The 25,108-nt window shown below is 39.9% G+C and carries 26 protein-coding genes (1 of these 26 running past the window's edge); all 26 read right to left on the bottom strand.

Going from position 1 to position 25,108, the window contains the following annotated elements; genetic code table 11:
* Tightly spaced (each overlapping or abutting the next), the 26 genes in view from holB to HHK02_RS06110 form a layout consistent with a single transcriptional unit that may run on beyond the window.
* A protein-coding gene (gene holB / locus HHK02_RS06235; RefSeq protein ID WP_078009986.1) for a DNA polymerase III subunit delta' crosses the window boundary here: on the bottom strand, positions 1-677 show its 5' portion. It extends 337 nt beyond the left edge of the window; only the first 677 of its 1,014 coding nucleotides appear in the window; it begins with the start codon at positions 675-677; the stop codon falls past the left edge of the window.
* The gene (locus tag HHK02_RS06230) at positions 678-1,028 is read right to left on the bottom strand and encodes a DNA replication initiation control protein YabA (protein ID WP_003670513.1); all 351 of its coding nucleotides are present in this window, start codon (positions 1,026-1,028) and stop codon (positions 678-680) included.
* Positions 1,029-1,895, bottom strand: coding sequence for a 16S rRNA (cytidine(1402)-2'-O)-methyltransferase (gene rsmI / locus HHK02_RS06225; protein WP_098035317.1), 867 nt, complete (start codon positions 1,893-1,895; stop codon positions 1,029-1,031). It abuts the gene before it with no gap.
* Positions 1,896-2,657: an acyl-[acyl-carrier-protein] thioesterase gene (locus tag HHK02_RS06220; RefSeq protein WP_181462158.1), complete on the bottom strand. Its 762-nt coding sequence runs from the start codon at positions 2,655-2,657 to the stop codon at positions 1,896-1,898.
* Positions 2,658-4,172: an exopolyphosphatase gene (locus HHK02_RS06215; RefSeq protein ID WP_085650465.1), complete on the bottom strand. Its 1,515-nt coding sequence runs from the start codon at positions 4,170-4,172 to the stop codon at positions 2,658-2,660. It abuts the gene before it with no gap.
* Positions 4,173-6,416 (bottom strand): RNA degradosome polyphosphate kinase, encoded by a 2,244-nt coding sequence (locus HHK02_RS06210; RefSeq protein WP_181462157.1) that lies wholly within the window; start codon positions 6,414-6,416, stop codon positions 4,173-4,175.
* Positions 6,417-7,388: a Ppx/GppA family phosphatase gene (locus tag HHK02_RS06205; protein WP_107690629.1), complete on the bottom strand. Its 972-nt coding sequence runs from the start codon at positions 7,386-7,388 to the stop codon at positions 6,417-6,419.
* Positions 7,389-8,384, bottom strand: coding sequence for a UDP-glucose 4-epimerase GalE (galE, locus tag HHK02_RS06200; RefSeq protein WP_085681004.1), 996 nt, complete (start codon positions 8,382-8,384; stop codon positions 7,389-7,391).
* Entirely contained in the window at positions 8,385-9,110 is a 726-nt protein-coding gene (gene tsaB / locus HHK02_RS06195) for a tRNA (adenosine(37)-N6)-threonylcarbamoyltransferase complex dimerization subunit type 1 TsaB (protein ID WP_078009918.1), read from the bottom strand.
* Positions 9,111-9,665, bottom strand: coding sequence for a ribosomal protein S18-alanine N-acetyltransferase (rimI, locus tag HHK02_RS06190; RefSeq protein WP_078009917.1), 555 nt, complete (start codon positions 9,663-9,665; stop codon positions 9,111-9,113).
* Positions 9,666-10,697 carry a tRNA (adenosine(37)-N6)-threonylcarbamoyltransferase complex transferase subunit TsaD gene (gene tsaD / locus HHK02_RS06185; RefSeq protein WP_078009916.1) on the bottom strand — a complete coding sequence of 344 codons (1,032 nt, stop codon included), beginning with the start codon at positions 10,695-10,697 and terminating at the stop codon, positions 9,666-9,668.
* Positions 10,698-11,471 (bottom strand): pyrroline-5-carboxylate reductase, encoded by a 774-nt coding sequence (proC, locus tag HHK02_RS06180; protein ID WP_102816710.1) that lies wholly within the window; start codon positions 11,469-11,471, stop codon positions 10,698-10,700.
* On the bottom strand, positions 11,472-12,716 hold the full coding sequence (locus HHK02_RS06175) for a glutamate-5-semialdehyde dehydrogenase (RefSeq protein WP_181462156.1): 1,245 nt from the start codon (positions 12,714-12,716) through the stop codon (positions 11,472-11,474).
* Positions 12,717-13,505 carry a glutamate 5-kinase gene (gene proB, locus HHK02_RS06170; protein WP_181462155.1) on the bottom strand — a complete coding sequence of 263 codons (789 nt, stop codon included), beginning with the start codon at positions 13,503-13,505 and terminating at the stop codon, positions 12,717-12,719.
* The gene (locus tag HHK02_RS06165; RefSeq protein WP_181462154.1) at positions 13,506-14,291 is read right to left on the bottom strand and encodes a carbon-nitrogen family hydrolase; all 786 of its coding nucleotides are present in this window, start codon (positions 14,289-14,291) and stop codon (positions 13,506-13,508) included. It lies immediately after the preceding gene.
* Positions 14,292-15,470, bottom strand: coding sequence for a pyridoxal phosphate-dependent aminotransferase (locus HHK02_RS06160; RefSeq protein WP_181462153.1), 1,179 nt, complete (start codon positions 15,468-15,470; stop codon positions 14,292-14,294).
* Complete coding sequence (locus tag HHK02_RS06155; RefSeq protein WP_003670493.1) at positions 15,471-16,436, bottom strand: ketopantoate reductase family protein; 966 nt, start codon at positions 16,434-16,436, stop codon at positions 15,471-15,473.
* Complete coding sequence (locus HHK02_RS06150) at positions 16,437-18,374, bottom strand: ABC-F family ATP-binding cassette domain-containing protein (RefSeq protein ID WP_181462152.1); 1,938 nt, start codon at positions 18,372-18,374, stop codon at positions 16,437-16,439.
* The gene (locus HHK02_RS06145) at positions 18,375-19,019 is read right to left on the bottom strand and encodes a redox-sensing transcriptional repressor Rex (protein ID WP_181462151.1); all 645 of its coding nucleotides are present in this window, start codon (positions 19,017-19,019) and stop codon (positions 18,375-18,377) included. It lies immediately after the preceding gene.
* Positions 19,020-19,304, bottom strand: a complete 285-nt coding sequence (groES, locus tag HHK02_RS06140; RefSeq protein ID WP_163705040.1) for a co-chaperone GroES — start codon at positions 19,302-19,304, stop codon at positions 19,020-19,022.
* Entirely contained in the window at positions 19,305-20,933 is a 1,629-nt protein-coding gene (gene groL / locus HHK02_RS06135; RefSeq protein WP_153710054.1) for a chaperonin GroEL, read from the bottom strand. It abuts the gene before it with no gap.
* The gene (locus HHK02_RS06130) at positions 20,934-21,098 is read right to left on the bottom strand and encodes a YbaK/EbsC family protein (protein WP_181462918.1); all 165 of its coding nucleotides are present in this window, start codon (positions 21,096-21,098) and stop codon (positions 20,934-20,936) included.
* The gene (locus HHK02_RS06125) at positions 21,099-21,383 is read right to left on the bottom strand and encodes a YbaK/EbsC family protein (RefSeq protein WP_231124811.1); all 285 of its coding nucleotides are present in this window, start codon (positions 21,381-21,383) and stop codon (positions 21,099-21,101) included.
* Entirely contained in the window at positions 21,384-22,994 is a 1,611-nt protein-coding gene (locus tag HHK02_RS06120) for an APC family permease (protein ID WP_085681012.1), read from the bottom strand.
* A complete protein-coding gene (locus HHK02_RS06115; protein ID WP_003670481.1) occupies positions 22,995-24,833 on the bottom strand; it encodes an APC family permease in 1,839 nt (612 codons plus the stop codon).
* Positions 24,834-25,094: a hypothetical protein gene (locus HHK02_RS06110; RefSeq protein ID WP_003670480.1), complete on the bottom strand. Its 261-nt coding sequence runs from the start codon at positions 25,092-25,094 to the stop codon at positions 24,834-24,836. It abuts the gene before it with no gap.
* Between the last annotated feature and the right edge of the window lie 14 nt (positions 25,095-25,108).

Below are 25,108 nucleotides of genomic sequence, written 5' to 3'. Positions count from 1 at the left end.
GTATCTTGATACCACTGAATGACTCCTTTGATCGCACTCTCAAACCAATTATCTTCTTGCCACTGTTCAATCATTGCGACGGAATCTGTAATCCCAACAGCAATCTGTTGCTGAGATGATGGAATATTATGTTCAGTTAAAACTGTTAACAATGCATCTCGTTTTAATGGTGGCAGTTCAATCACCTGTGTTCGTGATCGGATTGTTGGTAAGACAGCACTTTTATTAGTCGTTAGCATAAAAATATAAACGCCAGTCCCCGGTTCTTCAATAAACTTAAGAAGACTATTTGCTGCACCATTTGTCATTTTATCAGCATCTTTAATAATAAAAATTTTCTTATTGCCTTCTACCGCACTCTTAGAAAATTCTGCTTTTAAGTGACGAATCTCATCAACCTTTATTTGGCGACCTTCTGGAGCAGCATAGACAATATCAGGATGGTTCCCAGACAGGATTCGCTGACACTCGGCACAAGTTAAGTCTGGTTTATTGTCTTGGGGATGAAGACAAAATAACCGTAACGATAACCATTGAGCAATTGACATCTTTCCTGAACCGCCTGGCCCAACAAACAGATAGGCATGAGCAAGTTCTTTATTTAATAATATTTTTTGAAAACGAGTAATTATTGCTGGTTGTAATTTTTCTGCACGTGTTTGTCCCTGTTCAGCCAACTATTTTGTCATTCCTTGTTCATGTCCGAATATTGCATCTAAACAAAAAGTACAAGATTCATTAGGCTCAAGACGTTTACCATAATACTCACTGCAAACATGAAAACCCTGTTGGTAAAGCTCTTTTAAATTTTGCCGTGATCCAGATAATTGGTTTTCACTATGATGTGATTGCTTTTCTTTAATCATCTGACGCAAATGCTTATTTTCAATTGAAAGTTCAACATTTTCCTCAGAAATAGCAATAATTTTTGCCTGCAACTGCTCCATTTTATTAACTAAATCCTGGGTCTGGTTCATCACCTGCGCAAATTGTTCATAAAGATTATCTGAACTATATTCTTCACTCATCTACAATTGATGATATTGTTTATATAATTCCTGGCGTTTTATATTATTTTTCTTTGCCACCAGCTTAATCGCAGCATTAGTGGAAAGACCATTTAAGATTTCCTTATCAACCTGTTCTGTTAATGGTAATTCAATATCATTATCTGTCTCCTCTGTCGGGTGTTCATTCCCAGCTACTAGAATAACGAATTCTCCTCGTGGTTGATGATCTTCAAACCAGGCAGTTGTTTCAGCAAGCGTTCCCCGCGTAAACTCTTCATAGCGTTTAGTGAGTTCCCGTGCTAAAACAACTCGCCGTTCATTACCGAAAACTTCCGCCATCGTAGCTAAAGTCTTTTTTAAGCGGTGTGGAGCTTCATAAAAGATCATCGTTTCTTCACGCTCTTTTAATTGCTCCAACGCCGCTACCTGTTGCTGATGCTTACGCCCTAAAAAGCCAAAGAAGTAAAATGGCTGGGGAACTAACCCCGAAGCGATAAGAGCCGTCAATCCTGCATTAGCTCCTGGAAGCGGGATTACTGGCAACCCTTCTCTAACTGCCGCCGCTACCAATTCCTTGCCGGGGTCAGAAATCGAAGGCATCCCTGCATCACTGCATTGGGCAATCGAATAACCAGCTTTTAATTTCTCAATCAATTCCGGAACACGTTGTTCAGTATTATGCTCATGAAAGCTAATTTGACGGGTTAATATATCAAAATGGTTTAATAGTTGCTGAGTATGACGCGTATCTTCAGCAGCAATCAGATCCACTTCTTTTAAGGTTTTAATTGCACGAAAAGTCATATCATCTAAATTTCCAATTGGGGTTGGAACTAAGTATAAACTTCCTGATTGGTGATCATTAAAACTACTAATTTGCTGCATTTAATACCATTCTATCTCAGCAATTGCATCAACTTGCTTATCAACGCCAATCTGGTGGTAAGTTACCGTTCCATCATTTATTTGGAGCTTATTAACTTTGCTTTCCACAATTTCCCCATTGCGTACCTCTTGAAGATACTGCAAATTAAATCTTTTTATCTGATTCTCTCGTAAAAAATCACGGCCAAGAGGATCAAGAAGCCAATCAAAGTAACGCGCATTATTAACATGGTGATTAGCATCAAGGTCAAAATAACGAACTTGATAATTTTTCTTTATTATCGAACCATTTTCATCCAATTTTTGAGGTCGCTTTAGACGAGGAATTCTTTTCGCAACAGGAGCATTAAATGGTTCAATTAAACCTAGTGGAATTGATTGCATTCGCCGTGTCTTTAGATTCATAAACACAAAAATTGACCTAATTCGTGCATATTCAATCTGGTGTTCTTTATCCGTTATCCAAAAATCACGAACAGCAAAAAAGCGGTTATAGGAAACAGCTTTGGTTCCTAAAATAACTGTTTCGCCAAAAGAAGGTTGATTTGCGGAAAGATATCCTTCATAGCCGCTTACTACCCATGTACCGCCAGTAGATTGTATTTCTTCGGTTCCCATTCCTAAAGACATACTATGCTCATCGGATACCATGGAAATCATACTTAATATCATGCTTAGGCTTGGATGACTTGTTTCATCACACTCATAATATGTTAGTAAGTGCGGCATTTCAAATGTTTGTGCTTCTTGCTTTAACTCCATTTAATGATCGCTCCTCTCAGTTAAGACCGGTTCAATTCCGTATACATCCTTAAATAGTTGTGATTTTTTACTAAAAGACCACTTTTCAAGAACAAGGTCATCATTGGCTATTGCTTTAATGATTAAGCGGCTATCTCCTACCAGCTTCAATCTAATACTTGAAATTTTTTGCAGCCGCGAATCATCTAATGCATCCACCAATCGTAAAATAGCAGCTAATTTTGCTACTGGCATCTGGATCTCATCATCGAGATGGCGGTAATGAGCTTGACTAATATCTGGAGACTCTGCACTATGATATCTCGCCACTTCAGCAATAATCCGATTATCTTTATCTGAAAGCCCAATTAGAGGATTAGCCTCCATAATATAAGCAGAGTGGCGGTAGTGTCCCCGTTGATTAATAAAATTACCAATGTCATCAATTCTACTAGCAATTTCTAATAATAATCGCTCATGCTGACCAAGACGATGAATTGGGCGCAATTGATCAAAGAGTTGGAGTGAAAAGCGCGTTACAAAATCCCGATGAGCTGAATCAACACCGTATCGTGAAGAAATATTGTCGGCAGCTGTTCTGATCATTTCATTAATTTGCCGTCTCGTTTTAGGATTATCAACCCCAATTCCATGGGAAATCCCATCCATCGTTGAAATATCAGTTACGTAAAGGCCTGCTGGTTGAATTAAGCGCACTGTTCGCGCCGTTACTAAATAATTTGGTAATAATAATTCAAATTGTTGGTCATCAATCTGAATATTTTTCATTAAGCCATCTTTTACTGGCGATAAAATCTTTTGGTAATCATCATGAAATTTATTTAGGGGAACTTCCGCGATTTGCTGATCATTTGGCAAAAATAATTTATTGAGTGAGAGGGCATTTTGCACCATCATTACTGTATGCTTTTTCTTTGTCAGTTCTGGTGTTAAGTATTCTAATTTACTACTGATATAATCTTGGATAATTTCAGTTGGATTGGTAGCAGTTTTTCGGAGACGCCCCACCAACTGACTGATTTTTGCATTACCAAGATCAATATCCCATGCCCGTTCAAAGCTTCCATGGTGAAAATAAGCTAAGGTAGTCGAGCTAAGACCGATACTTAGAAGATACATATTGTGTTTACTAAGTTTTTCAAAATCTGGTAGCAAGGTTAAAAGGTAACTCATCGACTGTGCCATTAGCTGGTTATTGTTTAACCATTCAATCTGTAATCCTGTCCGAACTTCTAACTGGTCGGCCACATACCTAGTTGCAACTGGGTCAAGGTCTTCTAAATCGCCATAAAATTTAACTGGTGTTGCCTGGTAGTCATTAATAATCTGCTTAAATCCTTCAATATTATTAACAATTGCAGTCATATTTTCCGAATAATTAGCAACTTTAGCGTTTCCGATATTTAGAAGGCCCGATCGAACATTATTTATCACTTTTAAAGTAGGTATCTCAATGATCCGTAAATTAACCTGATCGGGTTCGAGGTAAATAATCGCCGTTAAAGATCTTTTCACTTACTCATCCTTTCGCTCATCTAAATGAAGATTGGGAACATGGCGAGTTAAAGTTTCAAAAACAGAAGAAAAATGTTTTTTTGCTTTCTTCTCCTTTTTCTCACGCGCATTCAATTTCATTGCTTGTTTAACAAAGTATTCTTGTGAACTGAATGGTGCGACATCACCACGATCAATCCGTTCGTAATGATCTCCTACTAACCGTCGAGCCTTGACATTATCTTTCCACATAACGTCAAAAATATGAATTGCATGAGCTTTTGTGTCTGGCTGGGTAACGGGATACAATTCTTCAACTCGTCGATTAAGATTTCTCGTCATCATATCGGCACTTGCGAGGTAGACTTCCTCATGACCATTACTCTTAAAGTAGTAGATCCGGGAGTGTTCAAGGAAACGCCCAATAATCGAATGAACCTCAATATTCCCATGCAATTCTGGCAAATCGTTCCTTAAACAGGTAATGCCTCGAATTAATAACTCAACCTTAACTCCACTAGCAGCAGCAGCGTATAGGCGGGCAATGATTTGCTTGTCAGACAAGGAATTCATCTTCATCCGAATTAACGTAGGATTACCATTTTTGGCATTTTCAATTTGCTCATCAATTTTGGCATTAATAAATGTCCGAATCCCATCAGGAGATACCCGTAATTCATTGAAATAAGCTGGTCGTGCAAATCCTGACAGCATATTAAACAGGTTTGTCATATCGATGCCCAGCTCATGGTCACAAGTAAATAATCCCATATCAGTGTAAAAATGAGCTGTTACATCATTATAGTTCCCAGTTCCTAGGTGCATATAACGCCGCAGCCCATCTTCATCGCGACGGATAACCAAAGCAACTTTACAGTGCGTTTTAAGGCCAACTAAACCGTAAATAACGTGGCACCCCATCTGTTCAAGCCGTTGTGCCCACCGAACGTTATTTTGTTCATCAAACCGCGCTTTAACTTCAACTAAAACCGTTACTTGCTTACCCTGTTGCGCGGCCATTCCGAGATACTTAATAATCGGTGAATTACCAGAGACCCGATAAAGAGTCATCTTGATTGCCAAAACATCTGGATCAATGGCTGCTTGATGAATAAAGTTGACCACGGCTTGAAAATTATCATAAGGATGCTGCATTAGGTAATCCTTTTGGCGAATTGAAGAAAAAATATTATGATCCATATCTAACGCTGGGTTGAGGTATGGCTTATATGGTGGATAGCGCAAGTCATCATGACCATCAACCATCCCCGATAATTTTTTTAAGAAAGTTAAATCGACGGGACCATCTACTTCATACAGTGACCGTTCACTTACATGCAGATTATCAATTAATTGATCTTTTAACCATTCATCGATAGAAGCAGGAACTTCTAGGCGCATCACCTGTCCATGCTCTCGTTCCCGCAATTGCCGTTTGACTGCCCGGAGCAAATCAGACGTATCTTCTTCAGCCACATCTAAGTCCATATCCCGCATAACTCGATATGACGCTGTAGCTAAGATCTCGTATCCTGGAAAAAGCGCGCTCAGAAATTCAGTAATGATTTCATCAATCAAAATGAAGCTATTTTCTTCTGGTAACCGAACTAACCGCTTATAAATTTCTGGAACACGGACTGTTGCAAATTTGATATCTGCTTCTTGACGATCATCATGTGGTTCCATTTGTGGACGATGAACTTCTTGATCTCCCTCTAGAATTTCCTCTGCAACTGGTTCACTTGTTGAACGGATTTGACGCCGTAGCTGAACAGCAATATTTAAAGAATTATTGGAGATAAAAGGAAAAGGACGTGAGGCATCATCTGCCATGGGAGTCAAAACTGGCATCAGCTCATCATTAAAGTACCGACGAATAAATTCATATTGCTTCTCGTCAAGTTTGGGGACATGGAGAATATGAATATTATTTTTAGCAAGGTCCGGGATGATTTGCTGATTATAAACTTCATACCGTTGCTTAACCATCCGGTGTTCTTTTTCATTTACTGCATCCAACTGCTCTTCTGGAGTCAGACCAGACGCATCAGTAGTAGTAACATTGGCAGCAGCAAGCTTATGAAGCGATGCAACCCGCACCATAAAAAATTCATCAACATTGCTTTGAGTAATTCCCAAGAAGTTAGCACGTTCTAACAAAGGATTAGCAGTATCAGTTGCCTCTCCCAGTACTCGGCCATTAAAGTCAATCCAACTCAATTCTCGATTAACATAATTCTGCGGCTTATAAAACTCCTTATACATTTATAGCGAGGATTTTAATTGATCAAAATTAATTTGCTGCTCAAGGTACTTAAATAATAAACCTTCTCTTAATCCACTATTACTAAAGCAAATCTCATTAATTGACAATTGCCGGACAAGAGAGATAAGGGGGAGAAGTCCTCCAACAATTACATCCGCTCGCACTTTCGTAATTCCACGGATTCCTGCCCGCGTCTGGCGATCCGTTTCTAATAGCTGCCGCATAATCAAAAAGGCTTCTTCTGAACGCATTGTTAGCCCATGAACTGGTCTGGCTTCATTAGGATTAAGAGCTTGTTGCCACCGATATACCTTTGCTAATGCACGGTTACATCCCCCGAGTGCCACAATTTTTGTCTCCCGCATCCGATTTAGCCATAATTGTTGAGAAAGAACTTCATCAATTTTAATCATGGCATCAAATAAATCAGCTGGATTAATTTGATCTTCAAGATGGTAGGTTTGCGAAATGCTAACTGAACCGATCGGAATACTAATCGCTTCTTCTGCTTCCCCATTATTCACCGAGATTAATTCCATACTTGCTCCTCCAGTATCAACAATTATTCCCTTATCAATTGGAAGAGTCTGATTAACACCAACATAGTCAAGATATGCTTCTCGTTCTCCACTAATTACATGAATTTCAAAGCCCGTTTCTTGCTTGACCTTTTCAAGAAATTGCAGTTGATTTTGTGCTTGACGAACCGCAGCAGTCGCCACCGCAATAATTGTCAATTTCTTATTACGGTATCGATCACAAATTGTTCGAAATTCTTTTAGGGCATCAATAGTCCGCTTTACAGGAGCTGACTTCAACATTTTTTCTGGCCCCATATTAGAAGCGAGGCGAACATATCTTTTTTCATATTGAACCGTTTCAAAGCTCCCGTTATCTTGAATTTTTGTTATTTTAAGCCGAACTGAATTTGAACCTAAATCAAGAATTGCAAGGTACTGCTCATTGCTCATTTAGTCGCGATCATCATAACCCTTTGGATGAGTTGAATGCCACTTCCAAGCAGTTGCAATAATGTCGTGAACATCATCATACTTAGGACTCCATCCAAGAACATTACGAGCCTTATCACTAGCAGCAACTAATGAATCTGGATCTCCTGGACGGCGTGGTGCCATTTTAGCTGGAATAGGTTTACCAGTAACTTCTCGAGCTGCTTCTAGCATTTGCTTGTTAGAGAAGCCAGTGGATGAACCAAGGTTAAAGGCATTACTCTTGTTACCTTCCTTAAGGTACTTAATAGCAAGAATATGAGCATCTGCTAAATCCATAACATGGACATAGTCACGAACATTGGTACCATCTGGTGTGTTGTAGTCATCCCCAAAGATACTCAATTCATCACGCTTGCCTTGCGCAACTTGAAGAATGATTGGAACTAAGTGCGTTTCTGGACCGTGATCTTCACCGATCGTACCATCAGTGGCAGCCCCGGCAACATTAAAGTAACGAAGGGCAACAAACTTAATACCGTAAGCTTTATCAGCCCAAGCCATCATTTCTTCCATCATTAACTTACTCAAGCCATATGGGTTAATTGGGTTTTGTGGGTCCGTTTCCTTAATTGGCATGTGTTCTGGAACCCCATAAGTAGCAGCGGTTGAACTGAAGACAATATACTTAATATCATGATCATGCATTGCTTCAAGCAAAGTAATCATTCCGCCAGTATTGTTATCAAAGTACTTCAATGGCTTACTCATTGATTCAGGTACAATTGAGAAAGCAGCAAAGTGAACAACTGCAGTAATATCTTCATTGTCAAAAATCTTATCTAAGAATTGACGATCACGAATGTCACCCTCATAAAACTTAGCCTTGGGATTAATCGCATCCCGGTGACCCGTCGATAAGTTATCAGCCACTACTACATCTTCACCATTTTCAATAAGATCTTTTACCATATGGGAACCGATATATCCGGCACCACCAGCAACTAAAATTGACATTTAAACTTCTCGAACATAATTTTTTCTTTTTTCTCCAGGATGAAGTTTTTGCCAATTAGCCTCTGCTTCAGTAATTCGTAAATAATGCGGAACAAAAGGGTCAATCTCTTTAACTGGTTCCTTCATTTTACCTGCAAGAGCTAATTGATAAGTTGACGGAATACTATAAGATCGTGGCAAAAGGGTCACATTAGCTGGTAATTGATCATATTTGGCTTGAATTTTATCAGTCATATGACCTACCAAAACAACTTGTTGATCTAATTTTGCAAGTTGATTAAGCAAAACATCAATCCCTAGATGTTGATCTTCTATTTTATTTACTAACTCGCCATTTTCCCACTGGTAAGCACCAGCAAATACATTTCCTCGTCGTGCATCAAAGAAAGGAACAATAATTGCTGATGATGTTGGAACTACATTACGTGCTAATACTGCTAAACTTGATACGCCAATTAAGTCAATCTTTTCTGTATCAGCCAATACTTTAGCGGTTGTAACTGCAATTCGTACTCCTGTATAAGATCCTGGTCCCTGTGCAACCACTACCCGATCAATATCTGTTGGCTGCCACTGAACTAACTTAAATAACTTACTAATTGCCGGCATTAAATAAATACTATGATTGCGAACCATATTAAGGGTTGTCGTTGCCAACAATTGCTCATCTTCAACCAACGCTACGCTCATTGGGTGGTTGGATGTATCGACGGCTAGAATCTTCATCTACCTAAGTAAGTTTGCTTGCATATCCACGGCATCTTCGTGATTATCTAAGTAATAACGTGGTTTAATATGCTGATTACGAAAGCCTAAACTTTCATATAAGCGACGAGCTGATACGTTATACACTCGTACTTCTAAACTCAGCGAATGTAATTTTAAGTGCCGGGCATAGTTTTTGGCAGTTGAAATAAGATACGTTCCAATTCCTTTATTTTGGTAACTTGGTGTAATGCCAATATTCGTAATATGCAAATCATAATGGTACCAATCAATGGCTGTTCCCATAAAGCCAACAATCTGCTGGTCATCCTCAACAACTAAATATAGTCGATCACACGGCCGTTGGAGTTCAATGCGGAAAGCAGCATAACTCCATGGTGCTTTTCCATAGATTCTTTCTTCAATTTCTACCAAGGTTTGAATATCTTGTTCCTTTGCCATCCGGACCATGTATTGATGACCAGATATCATTACTATTCGTCGTGTAAATTCAAGGATCGGTCGTTTAGTAGGATTGGTCGTATTGATAAACCATTCTTTAAACTTCTCGAACATTTATTTATTCTGAATTCGATCGAACATTAATCCCGGTACTGCATTCAAATCTAATCCTGCACGGTCGCCATGCTTGTAGTTAACATAACCAGCAGCCCCAATCATTGCAGCATTATCACCACATAATTTCAACGGTGCTTGCAGCATCGGTACATCAGGATGAGATTTCTTCATGTCATGATCTAAACGAGCACGGAGACCATGATTTGCAGCGACCCCACCAGCTAAAATCAGTTGCTTTACTGGGTAATCATCTAACGCCCGCATTGTTTTTTCGGCAAGCACGTCAATGACACTTTGTTGGAAACTGGCTGCAAGATCATATTTATCTAATTTTTCTCCACGTTGGTCTGCATTATGAACTGTATTGATGAAGGCGCTCTTCAGCCCACTAAAGCTAAAGTCATAATTATCTTCTTTTTCCATTGCTCGTGGGAAATTAAAAGTGTCCTTACCCTTAGCCGCCCATTCATCAATCGTTTTTCCTGCCGGGTAATTGACTCCCAACACGCGACCAATTTTATCATAAGCTTCACCGGCAGCATCATCACGTGTTTCACCGATAATTTGGTATTCATGTTCAGATGGCATATAAACTAATTCCGTATGTCCACCGGAAACTAACAATGCCATTTGTGGATATTTGAATTCCCCAACATAGCGTGCAGCATAGATATGACCTGCCATGTGGTTAACCGGAATTAACGGAAGGTTATGAGCCCATGCGATGGCCTTTGCTGCTGTCACACCAATTAATAATGACCCGACTAATCCTGGACCGTATGTTACTGCAACAGCATCTAGGTCATCATAGCCTACAGCCGCTTGCTCTAAAGCTTCATTTGTACACTTGGTAATTTGTTCAATATGATGTCGACTAGCTACTTCTGGTACTACTCCACCAAAACGTTGATGGCTATCGATTTGCGTTGCAACAATATTGGAAAGGATTTTAGTTCCATTTTCAATTACGGCAACACTTGTTTCATCACAGCTTGATTCAAACGCTAAGGTTAATGTGCGTTCTGTCATTTATGATTCACCATTTGCTTTGTCAACGGCATCCATCATGGCGTAACGGAAACCATTTTTCTCCAATGCTTCCACGCCTTTGATTGTTGTACCTGCTGGTGATGTTACTTGATCACGTAATAATGCTGGAGCAAGCTTGCTATCATAGGCTAGTGTCCCCGTACCTTTTACCATACTAGCAATAACTTCATATGCAGTTTGACGATCGAGGCCATGCTTGACGGCGGCATCGCTCATTGCGTCCATCATCACATCAACAAATGCAGGGCCACAGCCGCCGATAACACCAATTATATCTAGTTGTCGTTCTGGAACTTTGATGACATCACCAAGACTATCTAAAACAGTCATTACTTTTGAAATTGCTTCAGCAGAAATTCCGGTTGGCAAGGCAAGACCAATTGTGCCGGCATTAACTTCAACTGGTGTGTTGGGAATAATATTAACAATTTCTTTATTCGGAAGCACTTTGGCTAAGTCTTCGTGAGTAATTCCAGCAGCGGCAGAGATAAAAATAGTGTGATCGTTAAGGACGGCTAATTCTTTAGCGACTACGGTTGTAATAGGGGCCGGGGTAGTCAAAATTACGATATCGGGTGTAAGGTTAACTACTTCACTGTTTGTATTAACGAGTTTAAACCCGAGCTTCTTAGCAAGGCTTGTAACACGTGAATTAACAGGGTTCATCGCACTGAGGGTAAAATTTTGCGTACGACTTAATCCCTTCATAATTGCGCTTCCCATATTTCCGACACCAATAATTGTAATTTTCATTTATTTCCGAACTTGCCCATTACCGGTAATTTCATATTTGATTGTTGTTAATTGTTGTAATCCCATTGGTCCCCGGGCGTGGAGTTTTTGGGTACTGATACCAATTTCAGCGCCAAAGCCAAATTCTCCCCCATCAGTAAACCGCGTAGAGGCATTAACATAAACACAGGCAGAATTAATGGCTTGTTGGAAGTAGCGTCCCCGGGTAATGTTGTTTGTAATAATTGATTCTGAATGGTGAGTACTATGGTGATTAATATGGTTAATTGCATCATCAAGGGAATCAACAATTTTTACGGCCATAATTAAATCATTATATTCTGTCTCCCAATCTTCCTCAGTAACGGGACGGATAGTTGATACTAATTGGCACGCCATTTCATCACCGCGTAATTGGACGCCATGTTCCATTAAAGCTTTGGCAATAACAGGAAGAAATTCAGCGGCAATATCGCGGTGGATAAGTAATTTTTCAGCGGCATTGCATACAGAAGGCCGTTGTACTTTTGCATTTACAGTAATATTGGTCGCCATTGTTAGGTCAGCATCCTTATCAATATAAATGTGGCAATTACCCGCACCAGTTTCGATAACTGGAACCGTAGCTGTTGTTACAACCCGCTGAATAAGGGCCTGGCCGCCTCGTGGAATCAAGACATCAATGTAGTCAGTGAGATTCATCATTTCATCAGCAATCGCATGACTAGTGTCGGTAATAAGCTGAACCGCATCGACCGGTAAATGTTGACTTTGTAATGATTCACGAAGAATTTTTACTAAGGCAGTATTAGTCTGGATAGCTTCTTTTCCGCCCCGTAGAATAACTGCATTGCCACTCTTGAATGTGAGGCCGGTCGCGTCTACAGCTACGTTTGGTCGTGCTTCAAAGATAATGCCAATTACCCCTAATGGTACGCGCCGTTGAAGGATTTGCAACCCATCTTTGGTAATCCATCCCTTATCGATTTGGGAAGTGGGATCGTTCAAGTCGGCGATTGTTCGGAGACCATTAGCCATGTCTGCGATACGTTGGGAATTGACCATTAAACGATCTGTAAATTTAGTTGGCATCTGGGTAGCGGCGACCAAGTCTTGTTGGTTGGCAGCGATAATTTGGTTTTTATTTTTGATTAAATCATCTGCCAATTGAAGCAATGCCTTATTTTTGGTGGCAGTGTTCATTAAAGCTAGTTTGTTTGCAGCGATTTGGGCTCTTTTTCCAATTGTAATTAAATCTTGGTTCATCTATTTTCCAAAATGAGTACCAATAGTATGACCATCAAAAATATCAAAAAGAATTTTAGGGTCACGACCATTGCATAAAATCATTTGTTTACCTGCTTGCATCATTGTGGCAGCTGCCCGTAATTTAGTTACCATTCCTCCTGTTCCAAACCTAGTGCTGCTACCGCTTGCGACGTTCTCTATTTCCGTCGTTAGGAATGGAACTTCTTTAATGATTTGTGCGTCAGGAAATTTATGCGGATCTTTGTCATAAAGGGCATCGATATCCGAAAGAATGATTAACTCGTCAGCGTCAATGGCAATAGCTACCTGGGAAGAGAGTTCATCATTGTCACTGAAAGTAGTGTAATGATCAAGCTCATCAACTGACACGGGGTCATTTTCGTTAACGATTGGAATCACATTTTGCTGAAGTAAAGCATTAATTGTATTAAGCGTATGCTGGCGACTGACGGGATAAGTGAGCACATCACGGGTAAGGAGAAGTTGGGCGACGTGCGTTTGATAGTCTAAAAATCGTTGCGAATAGATTCGCATTAAAGCAGCCTGACCGATAGATGCTAAGGCTTGCTGTTGTGCTATTTCGGCGGGACGATCTGTTAATCCCAAACTTGCAAGACCAACGCCAATTGCTCCCGAGGAAACAAGAATAAGTTGGTATCCTTGATTGTTTAATGTCGCAAGGACAAATGAAAGTTGGTCGATTGTTCGTAAATTAATTTTTCCATTAGGAAGAACAAGGCTACTCGTACCAATCTTAACAACTACTTTTTGTATTTTATGAGTCATTCAATGATAAAGACTTGGTCGGCGATCCTTAAACACCGGAATCGGCCCCCGAACCTGTGCTAACTGCGCTAAGTCAATTTCTGCATAACTTACTTGTTCAACTTCTCCTGCATCATGGATAATCTGCCCAAGCGGATCTATTACTAACGAATGACCATTAAAGCTATTCTCTAAATCCGTCCCAACACGATTGACCGCGACTACAAAGGCTTGATTTTCAATTGCCCGTGACTGAAGCATTATTTTCCATTGTTTAATCCGTTTGCTTGGCCATTCTGCCGAAAAATATAAGATATCAGTTCCATAACGAGCGACTGTTCTAATCCATTCGGGGAATCGCAAATCATAACAAATAAAACTTGCACTCGGAACCCCAGCTAATTCAAAGTGATTTTCTTTTTGCCCGGCTTTTAGATATCGGTCTTCATTCATTAGTCCAAATAAATGCACCTTCTCGTAACTGCTAATTAGATTTCCCTTTTGATCATAAACATAGGTTGTATTGAAAAAAGATTGTCCACATCTCACCGCTACTGAACCACCGACAATGTTAATTTGATTTTCTAACGCTAACTCACTAAGAAATTTTTGTGTCTTTTGACCGTTTTCATCTGCCAAGTCTGCTAATTGATCTAAGGCATAGCCAGTATTCCACATCTCCGGCAAGACAACGATATCTGCATGGTGACTAGCAGCTTCTTCAATTGCTTGTTTAGCTTTTTGATAATTTTCGGCAGGATTTCCTAATTGAATATCAAGTTGAGCTAATGCAATTTTGCGTTTCATTTAACTAAATAAATTCAATTTAGCAATCCGCTCAACGGCCTCCGTCAGTCGTGCTGGCTCAATCAAAAGGCCAATCCGCACATAACCTTCACCGTGCTTGCCAAAGCCATTGCCTGGTGCTACTGCCACGCCAGCTTTGTCCAATAACAAATCTGCAAAGCTTTCACTGGTATAATCCTTTGGAACCGGCATCCAAGCATAGAAAGTACCCTGGGGAATAAATGCATGCCAGCCAATTTTTTCGGCCGCATTAATAAAAGCATTCCGTCTTTCTTCATAACAACCTACAATTTCGGCAATTGCATCATCACGTTGTGGCAGCGTTAAAGCATCAATAGCAGCTTCCTGTAAGGCAGGAAAAAGACTAACGAATAGGTGATCTTGAATTAAGTTTAAGGCTTCAATAATATCTGCATTACCAACCGCAAATGCGATTCGCCACCCTGCCATGTTGAATGTCTTAGAAAAGGTATAAAATTCAATTCCCACATCTTTAGCGCCTGGTGTTTCCATAAAGCTAACTGGAGCTTGACCGTCAAAGCCAATTGCGCCATAGGCAAAGTCACTAATAATGCCCACATGGTACTTTTTGGCCCACGCAACTAATTTTCGATAAAACTCGGGAGTAGCTACAGCACCCGTTGGATTATTAGGATAGTTAAGATAGAAGAATTTAGCACGTTGCGCCACCTCTTCAGGAATTGCCTCTAAGTCTGGCAAGAAATTATTTTCTGCTAATAATGGTACTGTTTCAAAATTAACTTCTCCTAATGCTGCTCCTGATAAGTAATCTGGATAGCCAGGATCAGGAAGCAGAAAAGTGTCGCCGGGATTCATCAATGCCCATGGCAATTCTACAAGCCCAATCTTGGAACCACCCAAAATTGCAACTTCTTTTTCTGGGTCAAAGTCAGCTCCATATTTTTCAGAATAAAAGTTTGCCGCTGCTTCTTTAAATGCTGGCAATCCCCGAAATAGTGAATACTTATGAGTTTGCGGATCCGCTACCCATTTTTGCGTGCTCTTAACAATATAATCTGGCGTTGGCTTATCGGGATTCCCTTGACCAAGATTAATAACATCGACCCCTTCACTTATTTTTTTATTAACCTTGGCAACTAAATTGGCAAAAAATTGTTTCGGTAAAGTGTCTAATAATTTTGATTGTGCAAAATTCATTTAGTTTTGTCGGAATTTACGAGTATTTTCTGCAAGGTGAACTAAATTACGCAAGAAGTCGTGAGTAGATGCCTCATAGTTATACTTCTTACCTAAATCATAAATATATCCATTAATGTAATCTACTTCTGTTGGTCGATTTTTACTCATATCTTGGTACATTGATGGATAATGAAGCGGGCTGGTAACTTCACTAACATATTTAATCGTTTGCCACTCCTCCTCACGAGTGCTTAAGAGCTGAATACCAGCCCGTTCGGCAACATCGAATGCTTCATTAATTAACTGTTTGCCAAGCTTTTCTGCACCATCGTAATCGATAAATTGCCCCATTTGAATCTCAAAAAGCGTGCAGATCGTGTTAATAACAGAATTAAAAACTACTTTTGTTAGGAGGGTACCATAAAAATTATCATTAAGGTGGGGATTAATATTCGCCGTGGTAAAGTCCTCAACAATTTGTTTTACCCGCTCATCTGGTTCGCCGACTTGGGGAGCTAAGTTGATCGAACCAGCACCAGGTTTACCAATAAAATCCACATCCCCCGCCTTATTAAGGACCGTGCCAATTAAACAAGTTCCGGCCACGACATGTTCTTTAGGAAAATATTGGTTAATTTTTTCAATATGTCCCATGCCATTCATCCCGGAAAAGACATATTGATGGTCAGGACGGAAGAAATGAGCACTGCGTTGTAACAAATCACTAAGCGTCATCTGTTTGGCAAAAACGATAAACACATCTGGATCACCATCATATTCTTCTGGTGAGTAAATATTAATTGGTACAAGATGTCGATTCTCATGGTCTCGAGAAACGTAAACCCCACCCTGTTGTTTAATAGTTTCAACTTGGGAAGCCCAGTTATCAACAAAATCAACCTTCGCACCTGCTAATTCTTGAAGCAATACCCCAAATCGTAGTCCCATTGCCCCTGCACCTAAAACCGTATATTTCAAAGCCATTTAGTTTTCTTGATCAAATTCTTCCAGTTTTTCTGCTGCTTCTGTCCATGCAAGTTCAAATTCTTCAGATTTAGCTGATAATTCATCAAGTTCTTTTTGAAGATCGGTTAATTTTCCAATATCCGTAGCGATCTCTGGTTGACTCATTTGTTCTTGGATTGCGGTTTGTTTTTCTTCTAATTCCGCCATCTGTTGTTCTAGCTCATCGACTTGTCGCTGAATTTTTCGGCGAGCGCGCTGCTGTTCTTTGCTTTGCTGATAAGATTGTTTACCAGCTGGTGCTTTAGTAATGGTGGTGGAATTATGTGAAGCAGCTTCAGATGAACTTTCTTTTTCCTTAGCAATTAGGTAGTCATCATAATTGCCTTCGTAATGTTTAATTCCGTCGTGTTCCATTGCTAAGATATCGGTTGCAACCTGATTAATAAAGTAACGGTCGTGAGAAATAAAGAGAACGGTTCCGCTAAATTCGTTAATTGCGTTTTCAAGCACTTCTCGACTATCGATATCTAAGTGGTTAGTCGGTTCATCAAGGATAAGAAAATTAATCGGTTTAAATGAGAGCTTAGTTAACTCCAATCGTGCTTTTTCACCACCAGATAGGTCATGAACAACTTTATAAACATCATCACCAACGAATAAGAAACTACCTAATAATGAGCGAATATCTTTTTCAGGTACTTCTGGATGGTCATCCCATACTTCTTCTAAAACTGTTTTATTTGGATGTAATTGTTGCTGTTCCTGGTCATAGTAACCGATATCGAGGTTAGCACCGAGTTTGATTGTTCCACTAATTAACGGAATTTTATGGAGAATAGATTTAAGTAAAGTTGATTTTCCGATTCCATTTGGTCCGATAATCCCAACACGCTGCGGCTTGCGGACATTAAATGAAAGCGGCCCAGCAAGGATCTGTTCATCGTAGCCAACTTTTGCCTGCTCCACATCAAGAACTTCATTTCCGCTATCTTTTTCAGAATGGAATTGAAAATGGATTGATTTATCATCAGTTTCTGGACGCTCAAGCCGCTCCATTTTTTCTAATTGCTTTCGCCGCGCCTGAGCACGTTTAGTTGTTGAGGCACGAACAATATTTCGGTTAACAAAGTCTTCTAACTTAGCAATCTTTTTTTGTTGTTGGTCATAGTGTTTCCACTCTGCTTCTAATCGTTCTTGCTTGTGTTTAACAAATTGCGTGTAGTTACCAGTATAGTGGGTGAGTGTTTTATTATCGAGATCATAAACATCGTTGACAACACGATCTAAGAAGTAACGGTCGTGAGAGACGATAAGCAATGCACCTTGATAACTTTTAAGATAATCTTCTAACCATGAAAGAACGTTCATGTCGAGGTGGTTAGTCGGTTCATCTAGAATCAAAAGCCCCGGTGCTTGCAGAAGGATCTTTGCTAAGGCGAGTTTAGTTTTTTGCCCTCCTGAAAGGGAATTAATTGGCGTATCATAACTATCTTCGCCAAAACCAAATCCATGTAGAATTCCCCGCATACGTGATTCGTATTCGAAACCACCCTGTTTCTTAAAGGCAGTTTGTAAATTATCGTATGTTGAAAGAATTTGTTGATAATTGCTATCGGAACTATCAAGGTCAGCGAGCTGTTGTTCAAGATCGTGGATTTGCGTTTCCATTTTGTGGAGAGGAGCAAAGACAGTATCTAGTTCAGTCCAAATGCTATTTTGACTATCGAGTCCTTGATCCTGGGCCAAGTAACCAATTGTCAAATCTTTAACCTTCGTAATTGTTCCTTCATCTGGTTCGGTGATTCCAGCGATCATTTTTAACAAGGTCGTTTTACCAGCACCATTACGCCCAACAAGCGCAGTACGGCCATGCTCTTGGATTTGCATGTTCATATTGTGAAATAAAACGTCCGCGCCAAATCGACACACAACGTCATTTGTCTGTAAAAGTAACATTTATTCAACTGAGTCTTCAGTGTAATTTTTAATAAAGTAGATCAACGTTTGAAGTTCGTTTGTTAAGTCAATGTTTTGAACTTGAACATTTTTTGGCACAGATAAACGAACAGGAGTAAAGTTAAGAATTCCCTTCACACCAGCTTCAACTAATTGGTCCGCAACATGTTGGGCCTTGATTCCTGGAACGGTTAGAATAACAACATCAATCTGTTGCTCTTTTAACTGCTTTACCATATCCTCGGATGTGTAAATTGGAATACCGCTTTTGACTGTATTGGCATATTCTGGCTTAGTATCAAATGCCGCACTGATCCGTAAATTGGTATCTTGGTGGAAATTAAAGTTTAACAAGGCACTTCCCAAACTACCAACCCCAACTAAGGCAACACTAACTAATGAGTCTTGGTGTAAGATTCCTTTAAAAAACTTTAATAGACTTTCAACGTCATAACCGTATCCCCGCTTACCTAATTCACCAAAATATGAAAAGTCACGACGAATCGTTGCCGAATCAACTTGCACAGCCTCCGAAAGTTCAGTTGATGATACCCGTTGCTTATTTGCGTCTTTCAATACATTTAAATAACGGAAATATATTGGCAACCGTTTCGCAGTCGCGCGTGGAATCTTTTTATTAGCCATCTATTCAACGATTGCTACTAAGTCCTTAGCGTGAACAACTAAGTACTTTTCACCATCATATTCAACTTCGTTACCTGCGTACTTGTCAAATAATACGCGGTCGCCTTCCTTAACAGCTGGAGCAAGCTTTTGTCCGTTTTCTAAAGTACGACCTTCTCCAACGGCAATAACCTTTCCAGTAGTTGGCTTTTCCTTTACATTGGAAGCAAGGACAATTCCACCAACTGTCTTTTCTTCTTCAGTTTCAGCTTTTAGAACAACGCGATCTCCTAATGGTTTTAACACTTACATCATACCGCCCATGCCGCCTTGTGGAGCAGCAGGAGCTTGGTTATTTGCATTTGGATCTGGCTTATCAGCAACAACTGCTTCAGTAGTAAGAAGCAATGCTGATACGGAAGCAGCGTTTTGAAGAGCAGACCGGGTAACCATTGTTGGATCAACAATACCAGCCTTGATCATATCTTCAAACTTGCCATCTGCAGCGTTGTAACCAATACCTTCTTTTTCGTTCTTTAATTCATTAACAATAACTGAACCTTCAACACCGGCGTTTTCTGCGATTTGACGAACTGGAGCTTCAAGAGCAGCCTTAACGATATTAATACCAGTTAATTCGTCACCTTCAGCGTTAATCTTGTCAAGAGCAGGAATAACGTTGATCAAAGCAGTACCACCACCAGGAACAAATCCTTCTTGAACGGCAGCACGAGTAGCATTTAAGGCATCTTCAATCCGGTACTTCTTTTCCTTTAGTTCGGTTTCAGTTGCGGCACCAACCTTAACAACTGCAACACCACCAGAAAGCTTTGCAAGACGTTCTTGGAGCTTTTCCTTGTCAAAGTCAGAAGTAGACTTAGCAATTTCTTGCTTAATTTGGTCTACCCGTTCTTGGATAGCTTCCTTTGAACCGGCACCGTCAACAATTGTGGTAGCATCCTTAGTAACTGTAACCTTGTTTGCTTGACCTAATTGATCAACAGTAGCGTCCTTAAGACTCATACCAAGGTCATCAGAAATAACAGTACCACCTGTTAATACGGCAATATCTTGAAGTTGGGCCTTACGACGGTCACCGAAGCCTGGAGCCTTAACAGAAACAACATTAAAGGTACCACGGATCTTGTTCAAAACAAGTGTTGGCAATGCTTCACCAGTAATGTCATCAGCAATAATCAAGAGAGCACGGCCTTCTTGAACAACTGATTGAAGCAATGGCAAAATATCTTGAATGTTACTGATCTTCTTATCAGTGATCAAAATGTATGGATTGTCAAGGTCTGCTTCCATCTTGTCGTTATCAGTTACCATGTATTGTGACATGTAACCACGATCAAAGCTCATTCCTTCAACAACGTCAACGCTGGTATCAACCCCACGAGAGTCTTCAATGGTAATAACACCATCATTACCAACCTTTTCCATCGCATCAGCAATTAACTTACCAACTTCGGGATTAGCAGCTGAAATAGAAGCGATTTGTTCGATATCATCCTTAGTCTTTACATCATGAGACATCTTCTTTAATGCTTCAACAGCAGTCTCAGTAGCCTTGTCAATACCACGACGAATACCAACCGGGTTTGCACCTGATGTAACGTTCTTCATTCCGGCATTTACAATTGCTTGCGTTAAAACAGTAGCAGTAGTAGTACCGTCACCAGCGATATCGTTAGTCTTTGAAGCAACTTCGGAAACAAGCTTTGCACCCATATTTTCAAAGTGGTCTTCTAATTCAATGCTCTTAGCGATTGTAACACCATCATTAGTAATAGTAGGTGTACCATAGCTTTGTTCCAAAACAACATTCCGTCCCTTTGGACCCATTGTTGTCTTAACAGTATCTGCTAATTTATCAACACCACTGAGCATTGCGCTCCGTGCGTCTTCAGAAAACTTAATTTCTTTTGCCATTTAGAAAAAGGTTTTTCGTACGGGCAAATTGATATTCTTAAATTGATATTCTTGAACATACTTGTCTGCTTGTTCCGCTGTATAGACTGGGGGATGCATAATAATTTGATAGTTTATTTTTTCGTCATCTAAATATTCATAGATACCGGTCGCATTTTTCGTCATTTATAGTTGAACCGCCTTAACTGAATTACCATTCAACTTTATTATTTGAAGCAAATCTTTTGTTCTCAAAATCACTGTGGCCGTATTAATGTTTGGGTGACACCCTATTAACTCCTCGTTCTTAAAGATATCAGCATCAATAATAAAGGTAACCTGATGTTGTTTATCATTAAACAAGTTAAAGGGTGAAACAGCCCCACTTGTTATTCCTAACTTCATAGCTAATTCTTCTGGGTGGGCAAATGAAAACCGACTAGTCGATAGATTCTCTTTCAATTTTTTCATCTATTGATCTTTTCCTGGCATCTTTACCTTGGCATTAACCTTTTCTGCCGCAGGATCGACTTTTTTCATCCGGCTAGCCACAGCCCACCGGTAAAATCCTAGCGAGCAGATGATAATAACAACAAAATCCCATGGGTACTTCAACCAGTCCTTGCCGCCAAATCCTTCACTCCCAATGTAAGAAACTATTGAGATAAAAACAAGATAAACCAACATCCAATAACTATTGCGTAAGTCACGTAGCCCTGATGCGTGACGATACTTAACTTCATAATAAAGATAAATTGGTAAGCCTAATAAGATAACCCCAATTACCTGAACAGTCGTCGGCCACATTGTCCAATAAATTGAAAGGCTCGTCAAGACAAATGCAAATGGCGCCAACCAGGACATAAAATGCGGATGAAACGGCCGCTTTAAATTAGCATCCATTTTGCGAAGCGACATTACAGTAACTGGCCCGGTAAGATAAGCAATTAAGGTTGAACCGGTAATTACAGTGGCTAACAAACTCCAATTTCTGAAGAGACTAACCATTACCACCGCTAAAATTAGATCCACAACCATTGCAAGCCGCGGAATCATGTAGCGCCGTTCTAGCCGTCCCAACCATTGAGGCAAATGTCCAGTATGAGTCATTGCTGCCAATGCTCGTGAGGCAGTCGCCACGAACGCAACCCCTGTCCCAAATGGTGAAACAAAAGCATCCATATATAGCAAAATTGCAAGCCAATTCATCCCCAGCAGGATCGCAATATCAGCAAATGGAGACGTATAGTTAATCCCATGCCATCCTTTTTGCGCTAATAAATTCGGATCAATCGCTCCAATAAAGGCAACTTGTAACATGACATAGATCACAGCGGTAATAATCATTGAAATCAATACGCCTCGCACGATATTTTTATGAGGATTAATCATTTCTCCTCCCATGTTGATTACCGTTTGAAAGGCATCATAAGACATAATAATTCCAGAAATAGCAGCTGCTTCAAAGATTGACCGGCTACCATATGGTATAAAAGTAGTTACGCTATGACCAAAATTACTAGGATGAAAACCCGCCGCAATAAGCATCACAATTGTTAGTGTCGGTAATAAAATCTTAAAAATTGATATTAAGTTAGTAAAGCGAGTCATCAATTTTACCGACCAGAAATTGATCAAAGTAAAAACCAGCATAAAGCCAAATACAACTAATAATCCAGGAGTCGTAATATTACCGTTTTTCATAAAGTGGTGAGTCCAATTTGCCCATGCCCACGGCCACGAGCTCATATATTGAACCGAGGCCACTGCTTCCATTGGGACTAAAGTGATTAATGAAATCCAATTTGCCCATGCAGCAATAAAGCCTAAAAACGGACCGTGGCTATACTGAGCATAACGACTCATTCCCCCGCTTTCTGGAAACATTGCCCCTAATTCAACATAAGTAAGGGCAATGCTAATAATGATTATTGCTCCTAAGATCCATGACAAAATAGCAGCTGGTCCGGCAACCTTTGCAGCAGTTCCGGCACCAAACAACCACCCAGAACCAATTAAGGAATTTAAGGCAAGCATTACACCAGAAAATAGCGTTATCTTCTGGAATTTCATTTTTTCCATCTATTCTTGAAGATGATAGTTATAACTAGCAACAATAATATTCTCTCGGGAATTCAATAACGCCCGTAAACGAACACTGGTCTGATTATGTAAGGCCAATTGCCATGGATGTTTAGGAATAAATTGCGGAACAAGAACAGTCGTCGAATAATTTCTTGCTTCTGCTCGTTTTGCAATCACATCAACAAAACGTAACGTTGGTTTTGCGATTGAACGGTACGAAGAGTGAATATCAACAAAACGGACATCTGGATATTCAGCTTTAAATTCATTTGCTGTTTTATGCTCTTTGCCTGGATTTTCATCAAACGAAACATGCATGGCAATAACATAATCACCAATCGACCGAGCGTAATTAATTGCACCACGAGTTACCCGGGTTACATTACCAACTAAAACAATCACCGTTGCACCATCGTAATCATGTAATTGAACTTTCGTCTTTTCAGTAACCCGCAACTGAGCGGCTACTTTTACATAGTGCCGGTGAATCGAATGGAACATCCATAAAAGCAGCGGCATGATAATTAAGTATGGCCAAACATTTGCAAAGTGTTGCCAGAACAAACAAATGACAAGAACAAATGAAATCAAGGCTCCTACTAGGTTAATAAAGGCTTTCCCTAACCAGAAACCTTCCCGTTCTCTAAACCAGTGAATAATCATCCCAGATTGCGATAAAGTAAATGGAACAAATACCCCTACTGCATAAAGCGGAATTAACATATTAGTCTGACCATGGAAGATCAAGATCAAAATAATTGCTCCAATCGCCAAGGAAATAATCCCGTTAGAGTAACCTAACCGATCCCCACGATCCATGAACGCGTGCGGCATATATTTATCTTTGGCCATATTAAAGGCAAGAATTGGAAAGGCTGAGAAACCAGTATTAGCAGCGACCGCTAAAATCATTGCAGTTGAAAGTTGCAAGAGGTAAAAGCCTAGCCCATGCCCACCAAAGATTTGTGCGGCCATTTGGGAGAGGATTGTTGTCCGTGAATTAGGAACTACCCCCAGATAAAAACTAAAGAAGATAATGGCAATAAAGAAGAACGCTAAAATAGCACTCATAATTGCCAGGGTAGTTGATGCATTCTTTTCTTTAGGCTTATTAAAGTTAGGAACAGCATTACTTACGGCTTCCACCCCAGTTAAGGATGACGAACCAGCTGAGAATGCCCGAATAAGCAAAACAAATGACATTCCCGATACCGGTGTTCCATAATCAACAATTGCCCGGTAATGAATATGACCAGTGGCAATATTATAGCCACCCCACACTACCATCACAATCATCATAATAACAAAGAAATATACCGGAATTGTGAGGAAGTTTGCACTTTCACTCATTCCCCGTAAATTCATAAACATGATTAAAAGGACAATAACGATCCCGATTGGAATTGAAAATTTATATAAAGCAGGAACTGCCGAAGTAATCGCTTCAACTCCAGATGTCGTTGAAACAGCCACCGTTAACATATAGTCAACTAGTAATGATCCTCCAGCAAATAATCCCCCATTACTCCCCCAATTCCGTGTGGCAACGACATAAGCACCACCACCACTAGGATAGGCATGAATGATTTGTTGGTATGATAACGTGATAGCTAACAAAAGGACCAACACAACTGCCGCAATCGGGATTGAATACCAGATTGCTGCTGCGGATAAAGTTACCAGAACAGTTGTAATTTGCTCTGGTCCATATGCTACTGACGATATTGCGTCAGAAGAAAGCATGGCTAATGCTTTAAATTTAGTTAAGTGTGTTTGCCCTTCATCAAGGGTTTTTAACGGTTTCCCGATTAAAACACGTTTCAAATAGCGCCACATTTATCCTAAAATCATTTCAGCAATATCAAGGACAATGATAATCCCTAAAATACTGCTCAAAAGCACTAAAATTTTTCTCGTATGTTGATCTTTTGATTGCAGTTTTTCCCAATTCATTCCCGCATACGCGATTAAGATCAAAGCACAGCCAATGATACCGTATATTCCAGAATGAAAGCCACGATTATCAATGGTATAACTTGCCGCCATGAAAAGGCCAACTGCAAACAAAAGCCCCCATAATAGTTGCTTTTTATTCATGGGAGCGAGACAGA

Origin of the sequence: Limosilactobacillus reuteri (genome assembly GCF_013694365.1) — a bacterium.
Taxonomy (GTDB): Bacteria; Bacillota; Bacilli; order Lactobacillales; family Lactobacillaceae; genus Limosilactobacillus; species Limosilactobacillus reuteri_E.
The sequence above is the reverse complement of the archived record's forward strand: the minus strand, read 5'-3'. Positions and strand labels throughout refer to the sequence as shown.